At 71.9% G+C, this 23,296-nt stretch carries 22 protein-coding genes; 15 read left to right on the top strand and 7 right to left on the bottom strand.

Annotated features, from left to right (window positions below; translation table 11 throughout):
* Positions 1–374: 374 nt before the first annotated feature.
* Entirely contained in the window at positions 375–2,147 is a 1,773-nt protein-coding gene (locus tag ACIQ6R_RS02315) for an acetyl/propionyl/methylcrotonyl-CoA carboxylase subunit alpha (protein ID WP_404169517.1), read from the top strand.
* A gap of 96 nt (positions 2,148–2,243) precedes the next feature.
* Here the strand turns inward: ACIQ6R_RS02315 and ACIQ6R_RS02310 are convergent, their stop codons facing one another.
* Together ACIQ6R_RS02310 and ACIQ6R_RS02305 are read right to left on the bottom strand one after the other, a co-directional pair.
* Positions 2,244–3,230 carry a DeoR/GlpR family DNA-binding transcription regulator gene (locus tag ACIQ6R_RS02310; RefSeq protein ID WP_404169514.1) on the bottom strand — a complete coding sequence of 329 codons (987 nt, stop codon included), beginning with the start codon at positions 3,228–3,230 and terminating at the stop codon, positions 2,244–2,246.
* Positions 3,231–3,409: 179 nt separating this feature from the next.
* Positions 3,410–4,858, bottom strand: a complete 1,449-nt coding sequence (locus tag ACIQ6R_RS02305) for an NAD(P)H-quinone dehydrogenase (protein ID WP_404218163.1) — start codon at positions 4,856–4,858, stop codon at positions 3,410–3,412.
* An 85-nt stretch (positions 4,859–4,943) separates the two neighbouring features.
* Here ACIQ6R_RS02305 and ACIQ6R_RS02300 point away from each other — a divergent pair, with 85 nt between their 5' ends.
* From ACIQ6R_RS02300 to ACIQ6R_RS02285, 4 genes are all read left to right on the top strand, one after another.
* Positions 4,944–5,381, top strand: a complete 438-nt coding sequence (locus ACIQ6R_RS02300) for a gamma-glutamylcyclotransferase (RefSeq protein ID WP_121748863.1) — start codon at positions 4,944–4,946, stop codon at positions 5,379–5,381.
* A 94-nt stretch (positions 5,382–5,475) separates the two neighbouring features.
* Entirely contained in the window at positions 5,476–6,300 is an 825-nt protein-coding gene (locus tag ACIQ6R_RS02295) for a purine-nucleoside phosphorylase (protein ID WP_391969808.1), read from the top strand.
* Between the two features lie 322 nt (positions 6,301–6,622).
* Positions 6,623–8,266, top strand: coding sequence for a phospho-sugar mutase (locus ACIQ6R_RS02290; RefSeq protein ID WP_404218659.1), 1,644 nt, complete (start codon positions 6,623–6,625; stop codon positions 8,264–8,266).
* Between the two features lie 253 nt (positions 8,267–8,519).
* Complete coding sequence (locus ACIQ6R_RS02285) at positions 8,520–9,761, top strand: hypothetical protein (protein WP_404169505.1); 1,242 nt, start codon at positions 8,520–8,522, stop codon at positions 9,759–9,761.
* A gap of 159 nt (positions 9,762–9,920) precedes the next feature.
* On the opposite strand, the gene ACIQ6R_RS02280 is transcribed toward ACIQ6R_RS02285, so the two are convergent.
* On the bottom strand, positions 9,921–10,619 hold the full coding sequence (locus ACIQ6R_RS02280) for a PH domain-containing protein (protein ID WP_404218160.1): 699 nt from the start codon (positions 10,617–10,619) through the stop codon (positions 9,921–9,923).
* Positions 10,620–10,732: 113 nt separating this feature from the next.
* On the opposite strand from ACIQ6R_RS02280, the gene deoC reads away from it, so the two are divergent.
* Genes deoC through ACIQ6R_RS02265 form a run of 3 tightly spaced genes read left to right on the top strand, consistent with a single transcriptional unit; the run spans position 10,733 to position 14,056 of the window.
* Positions 10,733–11,698 carry a deoxyribose-phosphate aldolase gene (deoC, locus tag ACIQ6R_RS02275; RefSeq protein ID WP_404169499.1) on the top strand — a complete coding sequence of 322 codons (966 nt, stop codon included), beginning with the start codon at positions 10,733–10,735 and terminating at the stop codon, positions 11,696–11,698.
* 5 nt (positions 11,699–11,703) lie between these two features.
* Positions 11,704–13,170, top strand: coding sequence for an aldehyde dehydrogenase family protein (locus ACIQ6R_RS02270; RefSeq protein WP_404218158.1), 1,467 nt, complete (start codon positions 11,704–11,706; stop codon positions 13,168–13,170).
* On the top strand, positions 13,163–14,056 hold the full coding sequence (locus ACIQ6R_RS02265; RefSeq protein WP_404218156.1) for an aldehyde dehydrogenase family protein: 894 nt from the start codon (positions 13,163–13,165) through the stop codon (positions 14,054–14,056). The genes ACIQ6R_RS02270 and ACIQ6R_RS02265 overlap by 8 nt, the downstream gene beginning before the upstream one ends.
* Before the next feature lie 102 nt (positions 14,057–14,158).
* On the opposite strand, the gene ACIQ6R_RS02260 is transcribed toward ACIQ6R_RS02265, so the two are convergent.
* Positions 14,159–14,563: a hypothetical protein gene (locus tag ACIQ6R_RS02260; protein WP_404218154.1), complete on the bottom strand. Its 405-nt coding sequence runs from the start codon at positions 14,561–14,563 to the stop codon at positions 14,159–14,161.
* 192 nt (positions 14,564–14,755) lie between these two features.
* On the opposite strand from ACIQ6R_RS02260, the gene ACIQ6R_RS02255 reads away from it, so the two are divergent.
* The gene (locus ACIQ6R_RS02255; RefSeq protein ID WP_404218657.1) at positions 14,756–15,358 is read left to right on the top strand and encodes a uridine kinase; all 603 of its coding nucleotides are present in this window, start codon (positions 14,756–14,758) and stop codon (positions 15,356–15,358) included.
* 279 nt (positions 15,359–15,637) lie between these two features.
* Here the strand turns inward: ACIQ6R_RS02255 and ACIQ6R_RS02250 are convergent, their stop codons facing one another.
* Positions 15,638–16,432 (bottom strand): SigE family RNA polymerase sigma factor, encoded by a 795-nt coding sequence (locus ACIQ6R_RS02250; RefSeq protein WP_404169487.1) that lies wholly within the window; start codon positions 16,430–16,432, stop codon positions 15,638–15,640.
* Between the two features lie 263 nt (positions 16,433–16,695).
* Here ACIQ6R_RS02250 and afsQ1 point away from each other — a divergent pair, with 263 nt between their 5' ends.
* From afsQ1 to ACIQ6R_RS02225, 5 genes are all read left to right on the top strand, one after another.
* Positions 16,696–17,373, top strand: coding sequence for a two-component system response regulator AfsQ1 (afsQ1, locus tag ACIQ6R_RS02245; RefSeq protein WP_055418182.1), 678 nt, complete (start codon positions 16,696–16,698; stop codon positions 17,371–17,373).
* Positions 17,370–18,962 carry an ATP-binding protein gene (locus tag ACIQ6R_RS02240; protein ID WP_404169484.1) on the top strand — a complete coding sequence of 531 codons (1,593 nt, stop codon included), beginning with the start codon at positions 17,370–17,372 and terminating at the stop codon, positions 18,960–18,962. Before afsQ1 ends, ACIQ6R_RS02240 begins: the two co-directional genes overlap by 4 nt.
* Positions 18,962–19,570 (top strand): hypothetical protein, encoded by a 609-nt coding sequence (locus ACIQ6R_RS02235; protein ID WP_404169481.1) that lies wholly within the window; start codon positions 18,962–18,964, stop codon positions 19,568–19,570. Before ACIQ6R_RS02240 ends, ACIQ6R_RS02235 begins: the two co-directional genes overlap by 1 nt.
* A gap of 125 nt (positions 19,571–19,695) precedes the next feature.
* Entirely contained in the window at positions 19,696–20,247 is a 552-nt protein-coding gene (locus ACIQ6R_RS02230) for a VanZ family protein (protein WP_404169479.1), read from the top strand.
* Between the two features lie 94 nt (positions 20,248–20,341).
* The gene (locus ACIQ6R_RS02225) at positions 20,342–20,545 is read left to right on the top strand and encodes a PspC domain-containing protein (protein WP_310871578.1); all 204 of its coding nucleotides are present in this window, start codon (positions 20,342–20,344) and stop codon (positions 20,543–20,545) included.
* Positions 20,546–20,692: 147 nt separating this feature from the next.
* Here the strand turns inward: ACIQ6R_RS02225 and ACIQ6R_RS02220 are convergent, their stop codons facing one another.
* The gene (locus ACIQ6R_RS02220; protein ID WP_310871579.1) at positions 20,693–21,061 is read right to left on the bottom strand and encodes an ATP-binding protein; all 369 of its coding nucleotides are present in this window, start codon (positions 21,059–21,061) and stop codon (positions 20,693–20,695) included.
* Between the two features lie 138 nt (positions 21,062–21,199).
* A complete protein-coding gene (locus tag ACIQ6R_RS02215; protein WP_404218152.1) occupies positions 21,200–22,369 on the bottom strand; it encodes an adenosine deaminase in 1,170 nt (389 codons plus the stop codon).
* 156 nt (positions 22,370–22,525) lie between these two features.
* Here ACIQ6R_RS02215 and ACIQ6R_RS02210 point away from each other — a divergent pair, with 156 nt between their 5' ends.
* A complete protein-coding gene (locus tag ACIQ6R_RS02210) occupies positions 22,526–23,287 on the top strand; it encodes an alpha/beta hydrolase (protein ID WP_404218150.1) in 762 nt (253 codons plus the stop codon).
* Positions 23,288–23,296 lie beyond the last annotated feature (9 nt).

The raw sequence follows: 23,296 nt of genomic DNA, 5'->3' as shown, positions 1-23,296 counted from the left end.
GGTCCCCACCCACTTTCGACCGCTGCCCGCACAGGACAGCTGTTACCCCAAGTACGTTCGAGACACCCGGAACGTTACTAACGGGTAAACCTCGCGACAAGGGGTCTGCCGCGAGCAAAGAATCATTGGGCCATTCGTAGGGACTCCACAAAGAATCGGAGTGGCCCGCAGCACCCTCTTACAGAGACCTTGCCCACATCGGGGGGCTAGGGTTTCCCCGAGGAGTCCTGCGTATCGCGGTACGACAAGGGATTTCGCGGGTCGAGCGAGCCTCGAATCACGCTCCGTGTGGGCAAGCTCACCAGTGGGGACGGGTCGAAGTGCCGTGTCGGCAGTCCCTAAACTCGGCTTGTTTCAAGGAGGGAGCCTCAATCGTGCGCAAGGTGCTCATCGCCAACCGTGGCGAAATCGCTGTCCGTGTGGCCCGGGCCTGCCGGGACGCCGGGATCGCGAGCGTGGCCGTCTACGCGGACCCGGACCGGGACGCTCTGCATGTCCGCGCCGCTGATGAGGCGTTCGCCCTGGGTGGTGACACCCCCGGCACCAGCTATCTGGACATCGCCAAGGTCCTCAAGGCCGCGCGCGAGTCGGGCGCGGACGCCATCCACCCCGGCTACGGATTCCTTTCCGAGAACGCCGAGTTCGCCCAGGCGGTCCTGGACGCCGGCCTGATCTGGATCGGACCGCCCCCACAGGCCATCCGCGACCTGGGCGACAAGGTCGCGGCCCGGCACATCGCCCAGCGCGCCGGTGCTCCGCTGGTCGCCGGCACCCCGGACCCGGTCTCGGGCGCGGAGGAGGTCGTGGCCTTCGCCAAGGAGCACGGCCTGCCCATCGCGATCAAGGCCGCCTTCGGCGGCGGCGGCCGGGGTCTGAAGGTCGCCCGGACCCTGGAAGAGGTCCCCGAACTCTACGACTCCGCCGTGCGTGAGGCGGTGGCCGCGTTCGGGCGCGGCGAGTGCTTCGTCGAGCGCTACCTCGACAAGCCCCGCCACGTGGAGACGCAGTGCCTGGCCGACACCCACGGAAACGTGGTCGTCGTCTCCACCCGTGACTGCTCCCTCCAGCGCCGCCACCAGAAGCTGGTGGAGGAGGCCCCGGCCCCGTTCCTGTCCCAGGCGCAGGTCGACGAGCTGTACGCGGCCTCCAAGGCGATCCTGAAGGAGGCGGGCTACGTCGGCGCCGGCACGGTCGAGTTCCTGGTCGGCACCGACGGCACGATCTCCTTTCTGGAGGTCAACACCCGCCTCCAGGTCGAGCACCCGGTCACCGAGGAGGTCGCCGGCATCGACCTGGTCCGGGAGATGTTCCGCATCGCCGACGGCGAGGAACTCGGCTACGGCGACCCGGAGCTGCGCGGCCACTCCTTCGAGTTCCGCATCAACGGCGAGGACCCCGGCCGGGGCTTTCTGCCCGCCCCCGGCACCGTCACCCTCTTCGACCCGCCCACCGGCCCGGGTGTCCGCCTGGACGCCGGCGTCGAGTCCGGCAGCGTGATCGGCCCGGCCTGGGACTCCCTGCTGGCCAAGCTCATCGTCACCGGCCGCACCCGCGAGGAGGCGTTGCAGCGCGCCTCCCGCGCGCTGGAGGAGTTCACCGTCGAGGGCATGGCCACCGCGATCCCGTTCCACCGTGCGGTGGTCACCGACCCGGCGTTCGCGCCGGAACTGACCGGTTCCACCGACCCCTTCACGGTCCACACCCGGTGGATCGAGACGGAGTTCGTCAACGAGGTCAAGCCCTTCGCCGCCCCCGCCGACACGGAGACGGACGACGAGATCGGCCGGGAGACGGTCGTCGTCGAGGTCGGCGGCAAGCGCCTGGAGGTCTCCCTCCCCTCCAGCCTGGGCATGAGCCTGGCCCGCACCGGTCTCGCGGCCGGCGCCAAGCCCAAGCGCCGCGCGGCGAAGAAGTCCGGCCCCGCCGCGTCCGGCGACACCCTCGCCTCCCCGATGCAGGGCACCATCGTCAAGATCGCCGTCGAAGAGGGCCAGGAAGTCCAGGAAGGCGACCTGGTCGTGGTCCTGGAGGCCATGAAGATGGAACAGCCCCTCAACGCCCACAAGTCCGGCACCATCAAGGGCCTGGGCGCCGAGGTCGGAGCCTCCATCACCTCCGGCGCCGCCATCTGCGAGATCAAGGACTGAGCGGGCGTACGCGACGTCCGGGGCGCCCGGTGGACCACGACGGTCCGCCGGGCGCTCCGCCGTTGGTGCCGGGGGCGCGACGGACCGTGCGGTGGCTCAGCGCCGGCGCAGATCCGCGACGCGTGCCCGTTCCGCCCCGGCGTTCTGCTCGCCCAGGGCGGTGGCCGACCGCAGACCCGCCGCCGCGCCCGGGACCTGACGGCGCGGCCCCGGAAGCGGCACGTCCCGACGCTGCTGACGCGCCGGGACGGCATCACTCCCCGAGGCCCCCGGGCCCCCTGAGCCGGTCGTCGCACCCCCCGACGCCCCGGTCACGGCGATCTGCACGCCCTGGTCGGCCAGGGCCTGGAGCTCGGTGGCGGCACGGTCGTCGTGGGCCGGCGGCTCGTCCGTGACCAGACGGGTGATGACGTCCGTGGGCACGGTCTGGAACATGGTGTCCGTGCCCAGCTTGGAGTGGTCGGCGAGGACGACGACCTCGGCGGCGGCCTGCACCAGCGCGCGGTCGACGGACGCCGACAGCATGTTGGACGTGGACAGGCCCCGCTCCGCCGTCAGCCCGCTCCCGGACAGGAAGGCCTTGGACACACGCAGCCCTTGCAGGGACTGCTCGGCACCGGAGCCGACGAGGGCGTAGTTGGACCCCCGGAGCGTGCCACCGGTCATCACGACCTCGACCCGGTTGGCATGGGCGAGGGCCTGGGCCACCAGCAGCGAGTTGGTGACGACGGTCAGCCCGGGCACCCGCGCGAGCCGGCGTGCCAGCTCCTGCGTCGTGGTACCCGCCCCGACCACGATGGCCTCGCCCTCTTCGACGAAGCCCGCGGCGAGGTCGGCGATGGCCGTCTTCTCGGCGGTCGCGAGATGGGACTTCTGCGGAAAGCCGGACTCTCGCGTGAACCCGCCCGGCAATACCGCACCGCCGTGCCGGCGGTCGAGGAGTCCTTCTGCCTCCAGTGCGCGCACGTCCCGCCGTACGGTCACTTCGGAGGTCTGGACGACGCGGGCGAGCTCACGGAGCGACACGGCCCCGTTCGCTCGCACCATTTCGAGGATCAATTGGCGACGTTCTGCAGCGAACACGAAACTGACAGTAACCCCAACGACCGTCTGCTTTCAGCAGTATGCGCCGAATAACAGAAGTTGTTCGCACGCCAGATCCGGAAGTGGTATACGGACCTACCCAGTCCGCCTATGCCACCCGCAAGCGCCGCAACTCCCCGTGACCGGCGGGGAGTCGATACCGGCCGCGGACGAGAGCCCTAGCCCTCTCCGCCGGCCTTCCGCGTGTGCAGCTGCCGCGCCACCTCCGCGATCGACCCCGAAAGGGAGGGATACACGGTGAAGGCGTTCGCGATCTGTTCGACCGTCAGGTTGTTGTCGACCGCGATCGAGATGGGATGGATGAGCTCCGAGGCGCGCGGCGCCACGACCACACCACCCACGACGATCTCGGTACCCGGCCGGCAGAAGATCTTGACGAAGCCGTCCCGGATGCCCTGCATCTTGGCGCGCGGATTCCGCAGCAGCGGCAGCTTGACCACGCGGGCGTCGATCTTGCCGGCGTCGACGTCGGCCTGCGAGTACCCGACGGTGGCGATCTCGGGGTCGGTGAAGACGTTGGACGAGACGGTCTTCAGGTTCAGCGGGGTGACCGCGTCCCCGAGGAAGTGGTACATGGCGATACGCCCCTGCATGGCGGCGACCGAGGCGAGCGCGAAGACACCGGTGACGTCACCGGCGGCGTACACGCCGGGCGCGGAGGTCCGCGAGACCCGGTCGGTCCGGATGTGCCCGGAGTCCTTGAGCTTGACCCCGGCCTCCTCCAGCCCCATCCCCTCGGTGTTGGGGATGGCGCCCACGGCCACCAGACAGTGCGAGCCGGTGATGACGCGTCCGTCGGCGAGCGTGACCTCCACCCGGTCCCCGACACGCTTGGCGGACTGGGCCCGCGATCGCGACATGACGTTCATACCGCGCCGCCGGAAGACGTCCTCCAGCACGGCGGCGGCGTCCGGGTCCTCGCCCGGCAGCACCCGGTCCCGCGACGACACGAGCGTGACCCGCGACCCGAGGGCCTGGTAGGCGCCGGCGAACTCGGCACCGGTCACACCCGACCCCACCACGATGAGCTCCTCGGGCAGCTCGTCGAGGTCGTACACCTGGGTCCAGTTCAGGATGCGCTCCCCGTCGGGCCGCGCGTCCGGAAGCTCCCGCGGATGCCCACCGGTCGCGATGAGCACCGCGTCCGCGGTGAGCGTCTCCTCGCTCCCGTCGGCGGCGCGCACCACGACCTTCCGCGACCCGTCGAGCGCCTGCATGCCCTCCAGCCGCCCGCGCCCGCGCATGACCCGCGCACCGGCGCGCGTCACGGAGGCGGTGATGTCGTGCGACTGGGCGAGAGCCAGCCGCTTCACACGCCGATTGACCTTGCCCAGATCCACGCCCACCACCCGGGCGGCCTGCTCCAGGGGCGGGGTGTCGTCGGCGACGATGATCCCCAGTTCCTCGTACGACGAATCGAAGGTGGTCATCACCTCGGCCGTGGCGATGAGGGTCTTGGACGGCACGCAGTCGGTCAGCACCGACGCCCCGCCCAGACCGTCGCAGTCGACGACGGTCACCTCCGCGCCGAGCTGCGCGGCCACCAGCGCCGCTTCGTATCCGCCGGGTCCGCCGCCAATGATCACGATCCGAGTCACGTACTCCATTGTCCCGCACCCTTCAATGTGGGGCCGCCCGGGGGCACGTCTGTTACAAGAGCGGCGCTCAGAGGCCTGCCGTACCCTCTCCCCCATGTCGCTCTACGCCGCTTACGCCGGCAACCTCGACGCGCGGTTGATGACTCGCCGCGCCCCGCACTCGCCGCTGCGCGCCACCGGCTGGCTGAACGGGTGGCGGCTGACCTTCGGGGGCGAGCACATGGGCTGGGAGGGCGCGCTCGCGACCCTCGTCGAGGACCCGATCTCCCAGGTCTTCGTGGCCCTCTACGACATCGCGCCGATGGACGAGGACTCGATGGACCGCTGGGAGGGCGTGGGGCTGGACATATACCGCCGCACCCGCGTCCGCGTCCACACCCTGGAGGGCGAGGAGAACGCCTGGACGTACGTCCTGAACGCCTACGAGGGCGGCCTGCCCTCCGCCCGCTACCTGGGCGAGGTGGCGGACGCCGCGGAATCGGCCGGCGCGCCGCACGACTACGTGATGGAACTCCGCAAGCGCCCCTGCTGAGCCCGGCCCTCGTCAAAAACAACAAAACAACAATCGCAATCCCGTGAGCTCTGTCATCTACGCGCGTAGGCGTAAACCGGCTACCCTCTTCCGCGTGAACGCATCTCTTCTTCCGGACGACATCCAGGGCGACCCCTACGCCGCCGCCGACGCCGCCGCGGCCCGCCTGCGTGAACTCACCGGCGCCGAGACCCACGACGTCGCGCTCGTGATGGGCTCCGGGTGGGCACCGGCCGTGGACGCCCTGGGCGCCCCCGAGACCGATCTCCAGGTCACCGACCTGCCGGGCTTCCCCAAGCCCGCAGTGGAGGGACACGGTGGCAAGGTCCGCTCGTACTCCATCGGCGACAAGCGCGCGCTGGTCTTCCTGGGCCGCACCCACTACTACGAGGGCCACGGCGTGGCCGCCGTCTCCCACGGCGTCCGCACGGCCGTCGCCGCCGGCGCCAAGACGATCATCCTGACCAACGGCTGCGGTGGCCTGCGCGAGGGCATGCGCCCCGGCCAGCCGGTTCTGATCAGCGACCACATCAACCTCACCGCCACCTCCCCCATCGTCGGCGCCAACTTCGTCGACCTCACCGACCTCTACTCCCCCCGCCTGCGCGCCCTGTGCAAGGAGGTCGACCCCACGCTGGAGGAGGGCGTCTACGCCCAGTTCCCCGGCCCGCACTACGAGACGCCGGCCGAGATCCGCATGGCCCGCGTCATCGGGGCCGACCTGGTGGGCATGTCGACGGTCCTTGAGGCGATCGCCGCCCGCGAGGCCGGCGCGGAGGTCCTGGGCATCTCCCTGGTGACCAACCTCGCGGCCGGTATGACGGGCGAGCCCCTCAACCACGAGGAGGTCCTCCAGGCGGGCCGCGACTCCGCCACGCGGATGGGTTCGCTGCTGACGCAGGTGCTGGGACGGCTGTAGCCGCAGGTCCCCCGACGCCACTGGGGCAGGCACGACTGCCCGCGGCTGGGCGCGCAGCGGCGGTGACCGCCCGCGGCTGGGGGCGGCGGCGCCGCGGGCGGAGAGCCGCGTACGGCGAGAAGGGACGTGTCGGGGGGTGTCCGCCCGCAGCGGTTGGCGCGTCCGCGCCGTTGCTTCTGCGGCCGACCGATTCCGCGCCGTTCCGAGGACGGACACCCCCCGGCGCGGCCCGAGCCACCACGCGACAGACCACGCCACACGCACCCCCACCGAACCCGCACAGGCCGCCGCGGGCACCCCGCACCACCACACACACGAGAGGCTGACCGACGTGCACGACGACGACCTCCTCGCACGGGCCGAGGCATGGCTGGCCGAGGACCCCGACGCGGACACCCGCGCCGAGCTGGCCACGCTCATCGACACCGAGGACCGCGCCGAACTCACCGCGCGCTTCTCCGGCACCCTCCAGTTCGGCACCGCCGGCCTGCGCGGCGAACTCGGCGCCGGTCCCATGCGCATGAACCGCGCCGTCGTCATCCGCGCCGCCGCCGGCCTCGCCGGGTACCTGAAGAAGCAGGGCCACACCGACGGCCTCGTCGTCATCGGCTACGACGCCCGCCACAAGTCCGAGGACTTCGCCCGCGACACCGCCGCCGTCATGACCGGGGCCGGCCTGCGCGCGGCCGTTCTCCCCCGCCCCCTCCCCACCCCCGTCCTCGCCTTCGCCATACGGCACCTCGGCGCCGTCGCCGGCGTGGAGGTCACCGCGAGCCACAACCCGCCCCGCGACAACGGCTACAAGGTCTACCTCGGCGACGGCTCCCAGATCGTGCCCCCCGCCGACGCCGAGATCGCCGCGGAGATCGACGCCGTACGCTCCCTGGACGACGTCCCCCGCCCCGGAGCCGGCTGGCAGACCCTCGACGACTCCGTCCTCGACGCCTACCTCGCCCGCACGGACGCGGTCCTCTCCGCCGACTCCCCCCGCACGGCCCGCACCGTCTACACGGCGATGCACGGCGTCGGCAAGGACACCCTCCTCGCGGCCTTCGCCCGCGCCGGCTTCCCGGAACCCGCCCTCGTCACCGAGCAGGCCGACCCCGACCCGGACTTCCCCACCGTCGCCTTCCCCAATCCGGAAGAGCCCGGCGCGATGGACCTCGCCTTCGCGAAGGCCCGCGAGACCGGCCCCGACCTGATCATCGCCAACGACCCGGACGCCGACCGCCTCGCCGTCGCCGTCCAGGACGGCACCGACTGGCGCATGCTCCGCGGCGACGAGGTCGGCGCTCTCCTCGCCGCCCACCTGGTCACCCGCGGAGCGCACGGCACGTTCGCGGAGTCGATCGTCTCCTCCTCCCTCCTCGGCCGCATCGCCGAGAAGGCGAACCTCCCGTACGAGGAGACCCTCACCGGCTTCAAGTGGATCGCCCGCGTCGAGGGCCTGCGCTACGGCTACGAGGAGGCCCTCGGCTACTGCGTCGACCCCGAGGGCGTACGCGACAAGGACGGCATCACCGCGGCCCTCCTGATCACGGAACTGGCCTCGACCCTCAAGGAGGAGGGCCGCACCCTCCTCGATCTCCTCGACGACATCGCGGTCGAGCACGGCCTGCACGCCACCGACCAGCTCTCGGTCCGCGTGGAGGACCTCTCCCTCATCGCCGCCGCGATGCACCGCCTGCGCGAACAGCCCCCCACCCGCCTCGCGGGCCTCGCCGTCACGAAGGCCGAGGACCTCACCCGGGGCACGGAGTCGCTGCCGCCCACGGACGGCCTGCGCTACACCCTCGACGGCGCCCGGGTGATCGTCCGCCCGAGCGGTACGGAGCCCAAGCTGAAGTGCTACCTGGAGGTGGTCGTCCCGGTCACGGCACACGCCGACCTCCCCGAAGCCCGCACGAGGGCCACGGACCTGCTGACGGCCCTCAAGCGGGACCTGTCGACGGCAGCGGGCATCTGACAAGGCGAGCCGACCACCCGGGCCCGAAGGCCGACCACCCGAACCCGAGGCCGACCGAACCCGACGCTGACCACCCGAACCCGATGGGGTGCCCCCACCCGGAGGCACCCCATCGGGTGATTTCCCCCTGCTCGTTGACCCGCCGTCCCCTCCCGGAGCGGCCCCCCGGGCAACGGTGGACCGGAAAACGCACCGCCGGTACACGCACCCACCGTCGGTACGCGCACCGCCGAGCCACCAGGGAGCCGCCGCCGTGTCCTCGACCGCCCCCAAGACCACCCCCAGCGGACACATCCCCGGCACCCGGCGCCCCCGGCCCCCCGCGGCCACCACCCCACCCCCGCAGAGCAACGCCCGCGCCCACGCCCAGCGCGTCCTGCGCGCCGCACGCCGCGCCGCACGCCACGCCGCCCCCGCCCTCGGCGCCTATCTCGCCGTACGCCTCACCGGCCTGCTCGCGCTCGTGATCTGGGCCCCCCGCCGGCACCAGGACCTCTGGGTGAACCTCGCCGCCCAGTGGGACTCCGACTGGTACCTCGCCATCGCCGACCACGGCTACGACGACGAGCTCGGCACCGCGTACAACACCAACAACCTGGCCTTCTTCCCGCTCTATCCGGTGCTGGTGAAGGCGGTGGCGGTGCTCACCCCGGGCACGCGCGCGTCCACGGGCCTCGGCCTCGCGGTCGTCGCCTCACTCATCGCGGCGTGGGGCATCTTCGCGGTGGGCGACCACCTGCACGACCGCCGCACCGGCGTGCTCCTCGCCACGCTGTGGGCGGCGTTCCCGGTCGGCGCGGTGCAGTGGATGGGCTACACGGAGTCGCTGTTCACGGCGTGCGCGGCATGGTCGCTCTACGCGGTGCTCACCGGCCGCTGGCTGTGGGCGGCGGCCTTCGCCACGCTCGCCGGCCTGACCCGCCCGACCGGCGTCGCGGTGGCGGCGGCGGTCACCCTGACGGCGCTGCTGCACCTCGTCCGCCACCGCGCCCTCGTCCCGCGGGTCCTCGCGGCCGCGTTCCTGGCGCCGCTCGGCTGGTGTGCGTACCTCGGCTGGGTGGGCCTGCGCCTCGGCCGCTGGGACGGCTATTTCGCCGTACAGCGGCTCTGGTACAACGAGCTGGACGGCGGCCTGCGGACGCTGCACCAGATCCGGTGGCTGCTGTGGCGCGACCCGACACCACAGCTGTTCCTGGTGATGGTGACGCTCACGCTGATCGCGTCGGTGGTGCTCTTCGGCCTGTCGGTGGGGGACCGCCAGCCCGTCGCTCTGCTCGTCTTCACGGGCGTCATGCTGGCGATCGTCCTGGGCAGCGGCGGCGTGTACTTCTCCCGGGCCCGCTTCCTGCTCCCGGCCTTCCCCCTGCTCCTGCCGCTGGCCCTGCACCTGTCCCGCGCCTCCCGGCGCCATCGCGCACTGGTGCTGACGGCGGCGGTACTGGGCTCCACGTACTGCGGGGCGTACATGCTCCTGATCTGGTCGGCCGCGCCCTGACCCACCCGGCGTCCGGCCCCCCACACGGACCGGAACAGACCAGACCGGCCCGCCCGAACCAGAACAGACCGGCCCGCCCGGACCGGACCAGACCGGCCCGCCCGAACCAGAACAGACCAGACCGGGCCGGGCCGGGCCGGGCCGGGCCGGGCCGGACCGTCAGCCCATCCCCAACAGCACCGCGAGCAGCACCGCCCCCGCCACCACCGGCGCGACGACCTCGTACGCCCAGCGCACCGTCACCTCGCCCTGCGACGTGTCGGCGGGTCCCCGCGCCTCCCGCATCTCGCGCAGTTCGTCCATGACCTTGTCGGTCTCCGCCCGCACCGGCCCGTCCGCCGCGGCGGCCCCGGCGCCACCGGCGCCGACCCGAGCACCGCCCCCGCCGAGGCCTCCGAGCACTCCACCGCGCCCCCGGCCGCCCCCGGAGGCCCGCCGCGCCTCCTGCCGGGCGGCCTTCTTGCGGCCACGCAGCGAGACGGGGATGGACCACAGCTGGTACTTGTCGCCGGACTCCGTGAAGACCTCGTTGGAGTACCCGGACCGGAACGAGGCGACCTGCCCCCAGGGCAGCACGATCACGCGGAAGGGATTGCGCACCCTCAGCCGGTCGTCGTTCGCGAAGACGGCGGGCCGCACGGTGTAGGCGGCGATGAGCGGCACCAGGAACAGCAGCGCCGCGAGCGCCATCCAGGGAGTGCGGCCCTCGCCCGCGACCAGGGCGTCGATGCCGAGCCACAGGGCGAGCGCGAGCAGCAGAACGCCGCCGGCGAGGCCCGCGGGCGAGCGGTAGACCCGGTCCTTGGACACGGGTACCGACGGCTGCGGCGAGGGTGACTGGGGCTCCGGGGTCGTCATGGTGCCGATTGTGCCCGACGGCCCCGGGGACGCTCATAGGCGGTGCCGGTCCGCAGAATGAGCGCATGGGGCTGTACAGCCGCTACGCGCGTAGATATGCTCGCCTGGTGACCATGCCCACCACTGCATCCGCTGTTCCCGCACACGGACTCGCCGACGTCACCGCGTCCGACAGCACGCTGCGCCGCTTCCTCCACGGGCTGCCCGGCGTCGACACGGTCGGCCTGGAGGCGCGCGCCGCCTCTCTCGGCACCCGTTCCATCAAGACCACCGCGAAGGCGTACGCCATCGACCTCGCCATCTCGATGGTCGACCTGACGACGCTGGAAGGCGCGGACACCCCGGGCAAGGTCCGGGCGCTCGGCGCGAAGGCGGTCCGCCCCGACCCGACGGACCGCACGACCCCCGCCACGGCGGCCGTCTGCGTCTACCCCGACATGGTGCCCGCCGCCAAGGAGGCCGTCGCCGGCTCGGGCGTGAAGGTCGCCTCGGTGGCCACCGCGTTCCCGGCGGGCCGCGCCTCGCTCGCCGTCAAGCTGGCCGACGTGCGCGAGGCCGTGACGGCGGGCGCGGACGAGGTGGACATGGTCATCGACCGCGGGGCGTTCCTCGCGGGGCACTACATGAAGGTGTACGACGAGATCGTCGCCGTGCGCGAAGCCTGCGGAACGTCCGCCCGCCTGAAGGTCATCTTCGAGACCGGCGAGCTGTCGACGTACGACAACATCCGCCGCGCGAGCTGGCTCGGCATGCTGGCCGGGGCCGACTTCATCAAGACCTCCACCGGCAAGGTCGCGGTCAACGCCACGCCCGCCAACACCCTCCTCATGCTGGAGGCGGTCCGCGACTTCCGCGCGCAGACCGGCGTCCAGGTCGGCGTGAAGCCGGCCGGCGGCATCCGCACCACCAAGGACGCGATCAAGTTCCTCGTCCTGGTCAACGAGACCGCGGGCGGGGACTGGCTGGACAACCACTGGTTCCGCTTCGGCGCCTCCTCGCTCCTGAACGACCTGCTGATGCAGCGTCAGAAGCTGGCCACGGGCCGTTACAGCGGCCCCGACTACGTGACGGTGGACTGATCACCATGGCATCTGCATCCGTATCCGCATCCGCACCCGGATCCGCGTTCGAGTACGCACCGGCGCCCGAGTCCCGCGCCGTCGTCGACATCGCCGCGTCCTACGGCCTGTTCATCGACGGCGAGTTCACGGAGGCCGCCGACGGCAAGGTCTTCAAGACGGTATCCCCGTCCACCGAGGAGGTCCTCGCCGAGGTCGCCGAGGCCGGTGAGGCGGACGTCGACCGCGCGGTGAAGGCCGCCCGCAAGGCGTTCGAGAAGTGGTCGGCGCTCCCCGGCTCCGAGCGCGCGAAATACCTCTTCCGCATCGCCCGCGTCATCCAGGAACGCAGCCGCGAGCTGGCCGTCCTCGAGACCCTCGACAACGGCAAGCCGATCAGGGAGACCCGCGACGCGGACCTCCCCCTGGTCGCCGCGCACTTCTTCTACTACGCGGGCTGGGCCGACAAGCTCGACCACGCCGGCTACGGCGCGAACCCGAAGGCACTGGGCGTCGCCGGCCAGGTCATCCCCTGGAACTTCCCCCTCCTGATGCTGGCGTGGAAGATCGCCCCGGCGCTGGCGACCGGCAACACGGTCGTCCTCAAGCCCGCCGAGACGACCCCCCTGTCCGCCCTGTTCTTCGCGGACATCTGCCGTCAGGCGGGCCTGCCCAGGGGCGTCGTCAACATCGTCACCGGCGACGGCCGCGCGGGCGCCGCGCTGGTCGCCCACCCCGACGTGAACAAGGTCGCCTTCACCGGCTCCACGGCCGTCGGCAAGCAGATCGCCCGCACGGTCGCGGGCACCCGCAAGAAGCTGACGCTCGAACTGGGCGGCAAGGGCGCCAACATCGTCTTCGACGACGCCCCGATCGACCAGGCCGTCGAGGGCATCGTCAACGGCATCTTCTTCAACCAGGGCCAGGTCTGCTGCGCGGGCTCCCGCCTGCTGGTCCAGGAGTCGATCCACGACGAGCTGCTGGACTCCCTCAAGCGCAGGCTCTCCACCCTCCGCCTGGGCGACCCGCTGGACAAGAACACCGACATCGGCGCGATCAACTCCGCCGAGCAGCTGGCCCGGATCACCGCGCTGGCCGACCAGGGCGAGGCGGAGGGCGCCGAGCGCTGGTCCCCGTCCTGCGACATCCCGGACAGCGGCTACTGGTTCGCCCCGACGCTCTTCACGAACGTCACCCAGGCGCACACGGTGGCCCGCGACGAGATCTTCGGCCCCGTCCTGTCCGTCCTCACCTTCCGTACGCCCGACGAGGCGGTCGCCAAGGCGAACAACACGCCGTACGGCCTCTCCGCGGGCATCTGGACGGAGAAGGGCTCGCGCATCCTGGCGGTCGCGAACAAGCTCCGCGCGGGTGTGATCTGGTCCAACACGTTCAACAAGTTCGATCCGACCTCGCCGTTCGGCGGGTACAAGGAGTCGGGCTTCGGCCGCGAGGGCGGCCGCCACGGCCTGGAGGCGTACCTCGATGTCTGACCGACTCAGCGTGCTGAAGACCTACAAGCTGTACGTCGGCGGGAAGTTCCCGCGTTCCGAGAGCGGCCGGGTGTACGAGGTGACCGACGCAAAGGGCAAGTGGCTGGCGAACGCCCCGCTCTCCTCCCGCAAGGACGCCCGTGACGCGGTGGTCGCCGCGCGCAAGGCGTTCGGCGGCTGGTCCGGCGCGACGGCGTACAACCGCGGCCAGATCCTCTACCGCATCGCCGAGATGCTGGAGGGCCGCCGCGACCAGTACGTCGCGGAGGTCGCCGACGCCGAGGGCCTGTCGAAGTCGAAGGCGGCGGCGCAGGTCGACGCCGCGATCGACCGCTGGGTCTGGTACGCGGGCTGGACCGACAAGATCGCCCAGGTGGTCGGCGGCGGCAACCCGGTCGCGGGCCCCTTCTTCAACCTGTCCTCCCCTGAGCCGACGGGCGTGGTCGCCGTCCTCGCCCCGCAGGAGTCTTCCCTCCTGGGCCTGGTCTCGGTCGTCGCCCCGGTCATCGCCACCGGCAACGCGGCGGTCGTGATCGCGAGCGAGAAGTCCCCGCTGCCGGCCCTGTCGCTCGGCGAGGTGCTGGCCACCTCCGACCTCCCCGGCGGCGTGGTGAACGTCCTGTCCGGCCGTACGGCCGAGATCGCCACCCCCCTCGCCTCCCACCAGGACGTCAACGCGATCGACCTCGCGGGCGCCGACGAGACGCTGGCGAAGGAGCTGGAGATCGCGGCGGCCGACAACCTCAAGCGCGTCCTGCGTCCACAGCCTGTGGACGACGCCGACTGGTCGGCCACGCCGGGCATCGACCGCATGACGGCGTTCCTGGAGACGAAGACGGTCTGGCACCCGACGGGCGCGCTGGGCGCGTCCGGCTCGTCGTACTGAGCCGCCACGGGTTCGGGCGCACCCGCGCCGCGCCCACGGGACGAGCCGTGTCTTCCCTCCGTCCGGGGAAGGCGCGGCTCTCGGCATGCGGTCGCCGGACCGTCAGCGCACCAGCTCGGTCACCTGCCCCACCACCGGCACGGCACCCAGGGACCGCGCCTGGGCCACCGGTCCGGTCAGGGCGGTGGACGCCAGCGGCTGGAAGTCGGCGACCTTCGTGCCGACGCCGTTGTCCAGCGGGTCGACGCCGGTGCCGGCCAGCGGATTGGGCTTGAGGTCGGCGACCGGGCCGGTGACGTAGCCGACCATGCCGGTCACGGCCTGCAGGCCGGCCTGCGGGTCGATGTTGCCCACCGAGGTGGGCCGGGTGTGTGCCAGGCCGGCGATCGTCTCGCCGCCGTCCGCGGAGGCCGTTCCCGCTCCTGCCGCCAGGGCGGCTCCGGTGGTCGCGAGGGCGACCAGGGCGCGCTGTGCGTGCGGGGTGCGGGGGGACGCGTGTCGGGCCATCGCTGCTGCCACCTCTTGGTGTGGGTTGCTACGGACTACCGTGCTAACAGTACGGAACGTGATCAGGTCACCGCGTACGGTGACCCGGGTGTGACGCGTGCTGCAAAGTCCCCCCGCGGGGTCGTACGGCGGCCGTTCGATGCCTCAGACTGGTGTCCCGTGAGCTCCCATCCGCCCATACCGACGCGAGTCGTGCTGCTCTGCGGCCCTTCCGGCTCCGGCAAGTCCCTCCTCGCCGCCCGCTCCGGCCTTCCGGTGCTGCGGCTCGACGACTTCTACAAGGAGGGCACCGACCCGACGCTGCCGCTGGTGCCCCGGAGTTCCGACATCGACTGGGACCACCCCGGCTCGTGGGACGCGGACACGGCCGTCGCCGCCATCGCGGAGCTGTGCCGCACGGGCCGTACGCGCGTACCCGCCTACGACCTCGCGCTCAGCGCCCGTACGGGTGAGGAGGCGGTCGACATCGGGCAGACCCCGCTGTTCCTGGCGGAGGGCGTCTTCGCCGCCGAGATCGTGGCTCGCTGCCGGGAGGCGGGTGTGCTCGCCGACGCGCTGTGCCTGAGCCGCGGCCCGCTGACGACCTTCCGGCGCCGCTTCCTGCGGGACCTGCGGGAGGGCCGCAAGTCCGTGCCGTTCCTGGTGCGCCGCGGCTGGCGGCTGATGCGGCAGGAACGGTCGGTCATCGCCCGTCAGACGGCCCTGGGCGCCCACGTCTGCGACCGGGACGAGGCGATGGACCGCCTGGCCGCCGCGGCGGCGGGCCGGTGCGCCACGGCGCGTACGGGCGTGTGACACGCGCCCGCACGCGAAGACCGCCCGCACCCGCACAAGCCCGCGGACAGAGAAGCCCGTACTCGCAGAGAAGCCCGCACACGAAGAAGCGGGACTGGACGGACCCCCCGGCCCTACAGCCCCGCTCTCCTTGTGCTCCCCCGTGCTTCCCCCCCGTTGTTCCCCCGTGTCCCCCGTTGGGTCCCCCGTGGTGCTTCCCCGTGAGTAAGAGCCCGGCATCCTCCCCCTGATACACCCCGGCTCCTACTTTTTTCCGCGGGCCCCCCGGCCCGCCGTCCTTCAGGCGACCAACTCGCCGAAGGCGTCCTCCCGGTCACGGCCGAAGCTGAGGACCTCGTCCTCGCGCAGCCGGCGGAGCGACCGCCAGATGCTGGACTTCACCGTGCCGACACTGATGTCGAGGATGTCCGCGATCTCCGGGTCCGTACGGCCCTCGTAGTAGCGGAGGACCAGCATGGTGCGCTGGAGTTCGGGCAGCCGGGCCAGCGCCTGCCACAGGACCGTGCGCAGCTCGGTGCCGCGCATCGCGTCCGTGTCGCCGACCGTCTCCGGCAGTTCCTCGGTCGGGTACTCGTTGAGCTTGCGGCGCCGCCAGGCGCTGATGTGCAGGTTGGTCATGGTGCGGCGGAGGTATCCGCCGACCGCCGCCTTGTCACTGATCCGGTCCCACGCCCGGTACGTCGAGAACAGCGCGCTCTGCAGCAGGTCCTCGGCCTCGAAGCGGTCGCCGGTGAGGTGGTAGGCGGTGGCGTACAGGGAGGCGCGGCGCTCCTGGACGTAGGCGATGAACTCCGCCTCCGACAGCGAAGCGCGCTCCCCCGAGCCCTCCCCGTACGTCGTTCCCCCGTGCGCCGGCCCCCCGCGCGTCTCCCCCTGACGCGTGTCGACCACCGCGATGTACGCGGTGTGCTGACGCCCGGTGCCGCGAGCGCACCCCCGCCCTCCCCCACGCTCGAACACGCTCGCGCGGGAGGGACCCCCATCGGCACCGGACTTCTCGGAACCCCGGTGCGTGTGCACGTCGTGCAGACGCGTGACCACTGCGCTGGTGCTGGTGCCCTTCAGCGTGTTCATCTCGCGCCCCCCGTCGTGGACTTCCGGTGTTCGGTCCGCTGTGCTGCGACTTGCCGCACTGCCTGTACCGCGGCTCGCCGTGTTGCCTGTGACGAAAAGCTTGCCGCGGCGACTTCATGGCCGTGTCCGCCGACTGTCACAGACCTGTCACAGGGGTCCGTCACGGCTGGATCACCGTTCCTTCACAGGGTCCGGCGGCGTGGCGGGCTCCCATCCGGACCCACAGGTCGAACCGCACCCCCTCCATGGGCCAGAATGAGCCCGTGCCTTCCCTGTTGCTGATCGAGGACGACGACGCCATCCGTACGGCCCTAGAGCTCTCCCTGACCCGCCAGGGCCACCGGGTGGCCACCGCTGCCAGCGGTGAGGACGGTCTGAAGCTGTTGCGCGAGCAGCGGCCGGACCTGATCGTGCTGGACGTGATGCTGCCCGGCATCGACGGTTTCGAGGTGTGCCGTCGCATCCGGCGCACCGACCAGCTGCCGATCATCCTGCTGACCGCGCGCAACGACGACATCGACGTGGTCGTCGGTCTCGAGTCGGGTGCCGACGACTACGTCGTCAAACCCGTCCAGGGCCGGGTGCTGGACGCGCGTATCCGGGCCGTACTGCGGCGCGGGGAGCGGGAGTCGACCGACTCGGCGAGCTTCGGCGGCCTGGTCATCGACCGGTCGGCGATGACCGTGACGAAGAACGGCGAGGATCTCCAGCTCACGCCGACCGAGCTGCGGCTGCTGCTCGAACTGAGCCGGCGGCCGGGGCAGGCGCTGTCCCGGCAGCAGTTGCTGCGGCTGGTGTGGGAGCACGACTACCTCGGCGACTCCCGGCTGGTGGACGCCTGCGTGCAGCGGCTGCGCGCCAAGGTCGAGGACGTGCCGTCGTCCCCGACCCTGATCCGTACCGTGCGGGGTGTCGGCTACCGGCTGGATCCGCCTCAGTGACACGGGAACACCAGGGGGGGTCACGCGGCTGGGTCGCGGCTCGCAAGGGAGTCTGGTCCTGGCTGCGCTTCACCAGCCTGCGCCTGCGGCTGGTCCTCGTCTTCGGCCTCGTCGCGCTCACCGCCGCCGTGTCCGCGTCCGGCATCGCCTACTGGCTGAACCGGGAGGCGGTGCTCACCCGCGCCCAGGACGCCGTGCTGCGCGACTTCGAGCGGGAGATGCAGAACCGGGCGGGCGCGCTGCCCGAGCGCCCCAGCCAGGACGAGTTGCAGCACACCGCGGGGCAGATGGCCAACAGCAGCCAGCGGTTCAGCGTGCTGCTGGTCGCCGAGAACGCCGCCGGCGAGACCGTGTACGGCAGTTCCGGCGGCCTGGGCGGCTTCGCGCTCTCCGCCGTGCCCGAGTCGCTGCGCACGGCGGTGAACAAGGAGCAGAAGGTCACCTCCGCCAACAAGCACCCGTACCACCTGTACTGGCAGCGGATCACCGAGGACGACACCCCCTACCTGGTGGCCGGCACGAAGGTGATCGGCGGCGGGGCCACCGGCTACATGCTCAAGTCGCTGGAACCGGAGGCCAAGGACCTGAACTCGCTGGCCTGGTCGCTGGGGATCGCCACCGCGCTCGCCCTGCTCGGCTCCGCGCTGCTCGCGCAGGCGCTGGCGACGACCGTGCTGAAGCCGGTGCACCGGCTCGGGGTCGCGGCGCGCCGCCTCGGCGAGGGCAGGCTGGACACCCGGCTGCGGGTGTCCGGCACCGACGAACTGGCCGATCTGTCCCGGACGTTCAACAGCGCCGCCGAGGCGCTGGAGAAGCGGGTCGCGGACATGGCCGGCCGGGAGCAGGCCTCGCGACGCTTCGTGGCGGACATGAGCCATGAGCTGCGCACCCCGTTGACGGCGATCACCGCCGTCACGGAGGTGCTGGAGGAGGAGCTGGAGTTCGAGGGCGGCGGCTTCGACCCGATGATCGAGCCCGCCGTGCGGCTGGTGGTCAGCGAGACGCGGCGACTGAACGACCTGGTGGAGAACCTGATGGAGGTCACCCGCTTCGACGCGGGCACCGCCCGGCTGGTCCTGGACGACGTCGACGTCGCCGACCAGATCACCGCCTGCATCGACGCCCGCGCCTGGCTGGACGCCGTCGACCTGGACGCCGAGCGCGGCATCCACGCCCGTCTCGACCCGCGCCGCCTGGACGTGATCCTGGCCAACCTGATCGGCAACGCGCTCAAGCACGGCGGGTCGCCGGTGCGGGTGTCGGTGGCGCGGGCGGACGACGAGGTGGTCATCCGGGTGCGGGACCACGGGCCCGGCATCCCCGAGGACGTCCTGCCGCACGTCTTCGACCGCTTCTACAAGGCGAGCGCCTCCCGGCCGCGCTCCGAGGGCAGCGGGCTCGGCCTGTCCATCGCCCTGGAGAACGCGCACATCCACGGCGGTGGGATCACCGCCCAGAACTCCCCCGAGGGCGGTGCGGTGTTCACGCTGCGGCTGCCGCAGGACCCGCCGGCGGACGAGGACGCCGAGGACGCCGGGGACACCTCGGGTGACGGGAGCACGGGCAAGGACGCGAAGGGACAGGTCTGATGACCGTACGCCGCCTGTCGGCACTCCCCGGGCTGGCCGTGCTGGCCGCGCTGCTCGCCGGGTGCGGCATCCGGGCCACGGAGGTGCCCACGGACTACGGTCCCGCGCCCTCGCGGGTGCGCTGCTCGCTCGCCGAGCCGGACGTGTCGACGCAGGCCGCGCCCGGCGTGCCGGTGCAGGTCTTCCTGCTGTGCGGCTCGTCGCTGGTGGCCGTGGACCGGACGGTACGGGTGCCGGACGGCGTGGACTCCGGGCGGCGGGTCCTGGTGGCCCAGGGGCTGCTGAACGAGCTAGCGGCGTCGCCGTCGGCCGCGGAGAAGGAGGCCGGGTACACCACGGACGTACGCCGCGGGGTCACCGTGACCGGCCCGCGCCCCGGCGACCCCGAGGACACGCTGCGGCTCGGCACCGCCCCCGACGACCTCACCTCGTACGCCCTCGCGCAGGTCGTCTGCACCCTCTCCGACTCGGCCGCGGGCGAGGGCGACGGCTCCGTCGTCCTCGCCGGCCCCGGCGACCGGTCCGCACGCCGCTACGTCTGCACGGACGAGGTCCGGGCCCGGCCGGGGAGCAACGAACCGCCGGCCGGCGAGGTCACGGACGGCTGACGGCCCGGGACGCGCGGCAGGGGCGGGACGGCGCGAAGACGGTCCCGGGGGCCATGTGGCGCAAGCCTCACCCTCGCGGGGGAGAGGCCGGAACCGAGTGCGGCGGCGGCCGCGTCTAGGGGGACGTGCAGCGTCATGGGTTCCTCGGCGGCAGCGCCGCGCTCCGCATCCGGGTGACAGGAGGTGTCCTCCTGGTCGCGCATCTCGCGTTCGTCGCCTGGTACACGCTGCGGCCACTGGACGTCCCCTGGGTACTGCCTCCCAACCTGCGGCCGCTCGACGGGGTCCGCGCGGACCTGGCGCTCGGCTGGCCCGCGGCGGTCCGGGCCATCGGCGGGTCGCTCGCCCTGCTGGCGCCGCTGGGCGTCCTGCTGCCGATGGCGGGCGGCAGGCTGACCGTCTCGCCGCTGGCCTCCCTGCTGCGGACCATGGCGGCGGCGGCCCTGCTGTCACTGGGCATCGAACTGTTGCAGACCGGGGTGCCCGGTCAGGTCGTCGACGTCGACTCGCTGCTGCTGAACACCGCGGGCGTGGCCCTCGCGCACCTCGCCCTCGTCCCCGCGGGCCGGGCCCGGCTCCGTCGCAGGTCCGAGCGGGGGCGGCGGCAGGACGTTCCCCGGGATGAGCCCACTCAGGGTCGGACCCCGACGATTCCCAGGGTCGGTATCGCCCCGTAGAGCGACGCTTTGTTCCGTTCGTCTCCGTAGCGTGGAAGGCAGATGAAGGGGAAGCCGTTCGGCAGCCCCACCACACGCTCACGAAGGAGCCGCGATGTCCCGCCTCGCCCGCCCCACCAACGGCCGCATGATCGGCGGAGTGTGCGCCGCGCTGGCCCGGCGCTTCGGCACCTCCACTACCACGATGCGGGTGATCTTCGTGGTCTCCTGCCTGCTGCCCGGCCCGCAGTTCCTGCTCTACCTCGCCCTGTGGCTCCTGCTGCCGTCCGAGGAGAAGGCCGCCCGTACGGCTTGGTGACGGGCTCGTACGGGCCGTGACGGCGGCCCGATGGACGTACCTCCCCTCTGGTACATGGACGTACCTCCCCTCAGGTACACCGATGGGGCGCACCCGGAACACCGGGTGCGCCCCGTCGGCGCGTGCGGAGAGGCGGAGAGGCGGGGATCAGCCGCCGATCGGGAGGCCGTTGACCGGCAGGCCCTGGGTGGGCAGGCCCTTGGCCGGCAGGCCGCCGAGCAGGCCGGCGACCGGCTTGGTCGGGCCCTCGGAGAGCTGCTGCTCGACCACCTGCTCGACGACCGGCTGCGCGGCGGTCAGACCCACGCCGGAGACGTGGCGGCCCTGCTCCAGGATGTTGCCCGCGCCGGGCACCACCTGGGAGACGGTCTCCGCGGGGAGCGTGCGGGCGACCGAGTCCACCGTCTGGGCGGTGTCCGGCAGCTCCGGGGCCGCGGTGGCCGCGCCCGCGCCGGCGGCGGCGAAGGCGGCACCGAGAGCGGCGACACCGAGGGTCTTGGCAGCAGACTGCTTCATGAAATGCGTCCTCGAATGGGATGACAGGGATGTGAGCGGTCCTTGAACGTAAACACGCGCCACCCCTCGCGGCAAACATCGAAATGCGGACGGATTGTGAAAGCCCGTCCGCATTTCCGTATTACCGTCGACTGCCGCTCAGCCCTCGACCTGGGAAGAACCGCTGGTGGAGGCCGTCTGCTGGAACAGCCATTCGGATTTCAGCTCCGCGTATCCGGGCTTGATCACGTCATTGATCATGGCCAGTCGTTCATCGAAAGGAATGAACGCTGATTTCATCGCATTGACGGAGAACCACTGCATGTCGTCGAGCGTGTAACCGAACGCGTCGACAAGGTGCTCGAATTCCCGGCTCATGCCGGTGTGGGACATGAGCCGGTTGTCCGTGTTGACGGTGGCCCGGAAGTGCAGCCGGCGCAGCAGCCCGATCGGGTGCTCGGCATACGAGTCCGCGGCCCCGGTCTGGAGGTTGGAGCTGGGGCACAGCTCCAGCGGGATGCGCTTGTCCCGGACGTACGAGGCGAGCCGCCCGAGCTTGACCGTGCCGTCCTCGTGGACCTGGATGTCGTCGATGATGCGCACGCCGTGCCCGAGCCGGTCGGCGCCGCACCACTGCAGGGCCTGCCAGATGGACGGCAGCCCGAAGGCCTCGCCGGCGTGGATGGTGAAGTGGTTGTTCTCGCGCTTGAGGTACTCGAAGGCGTCCAGGTGCCGGGTGGGCGGGAACCCGGCCTCGGCGCCCGCGATGTCGAAGCCGACGACGCCGAGGTCGCGGTAGCGGTTGGCCAGCTCGGCGATCTCCAGGGCGCGGGCGGCGTGCCGCATGGCGGTGAGCAGGGCGCCGACGCGGATGCGGTGACCGCCCGCCCGCGCGCGCCGCTCGCCCTCCCGGAAGCCCTCGTTGACGGCCTCGACGACCTCTTCGAGGCTGAGCCCGCCCTCCAGGTGCTGCTCGGGGGCGTACCGCACCTCGGCGTAGACGACGCCGTCCTCGGCGAGGTCCTCGGCGCACTCGGCGGCGACCCGGACCAGGGCGTCGCGGGTCTGCATGACGCCGACGGTGTGCGAGAAGGTCTCCAGGTACCGCTCCAGCGACCCGGAGTCGGCGGCCTGGCGGAACCAGGCGCCGAGCCGGTCGGCATCCGTCTCGGGGAGTTCCGAGTAGCCGGTCGCACGGGCGAGTTCGACGACCGTGCCGGGGCGCAGCCCGCCGTCGAGATGGTCGTGCAGCAGAACCTTCGGCGCCCGGCGGATCTGGTCCGGCGTCGGAGTCTTCGCGGTGGTCTTCGCGGTGCTCTGGCTCGTCATTTCCGCACTCTAACTCCTACGCGCGTAGAACGTGGGGTGAACGCACGGACACGGAATGCGGACACCGTACGAGGCCGCGGTGTACGTACTCGTCGATATGTAACGGTGACTGCGATGACGGGTGGCGTACACCCGGTCTTCTGAGAATGTTCTGCCATGGCACAGCAAGCGACGCCGGCCCGCCAGGCCCGGCTGGGGCGAACGCTCGGTCCGGAGGGGACGGCGGTGAGCGGAGTGGTGCTGCTGCTCCCCGGCGGCGACGAGGTGTCCAGCCGCAAGCCGTCTCCGCTGCTGGCGGCCGCGTCCGTACGCGCGTTGGGGCGTCGGCTCGCGCGCGCGGGACGGGACGAGGGCCTGGCCACGCACGTCGTGCACTACCGCTACCGGGGCTGGAACGGCGCCGAGGCCCATCTCGCCCGGGACGCCGACTGGGCCGCCGACGAGGCCGTACGGCTCTACGGCGACGTACCCGTCTGCCTGGTCGGCATCGGCATGGGCGGGCGGGCCGCACTGCGCGCCGCCGGACACGAGGCCGTCAACTCGGCGCTGGCGATCGCCCCTTGGCTGCCCGACGAGGACATGGCCGCCCCGCCCGAACCGGTGAAGCAGCTCGCCGGGCGCCGGGTACTGATCGTGCACGGCACGAACGACGAGCGCAGCGACCCCGAGCTGTCGTTCCGGCTGGCCTCCCGGGCGAAGAAGGCGAACCGTGCGGTGTGCCGGTTCGAAGTGCACTCCGACGGCCACGGCTTGCGGCACTACCGGGAGGAAGTCGCCGCGCTCACCGAGGACTTCGTGATGGGCGCGCTGTTCGGGCACGCGTTCTCGCGGCCGGTCGAGGACGCGCTGGCCGCTCCCCCGCCACTGGGGCTGCGGATGCCGTTGGCGGTGGGGTTCGGGAAGTCGTTGCGGCGGTAGGCGCGGCGT

Source organism: Streptomyces sp. NPDC096048 (assembly GCF_044763415.1).
GTDB lineage: Bacteria > Actinomycetota > Actinomycetes > Streptomycetales > Streptomycetaceae > Streptomyces.
Note: the sequence above shows the minus strand (reverse complement) of the source record. Positions and strands in the feature narration are given on the sequence as shown.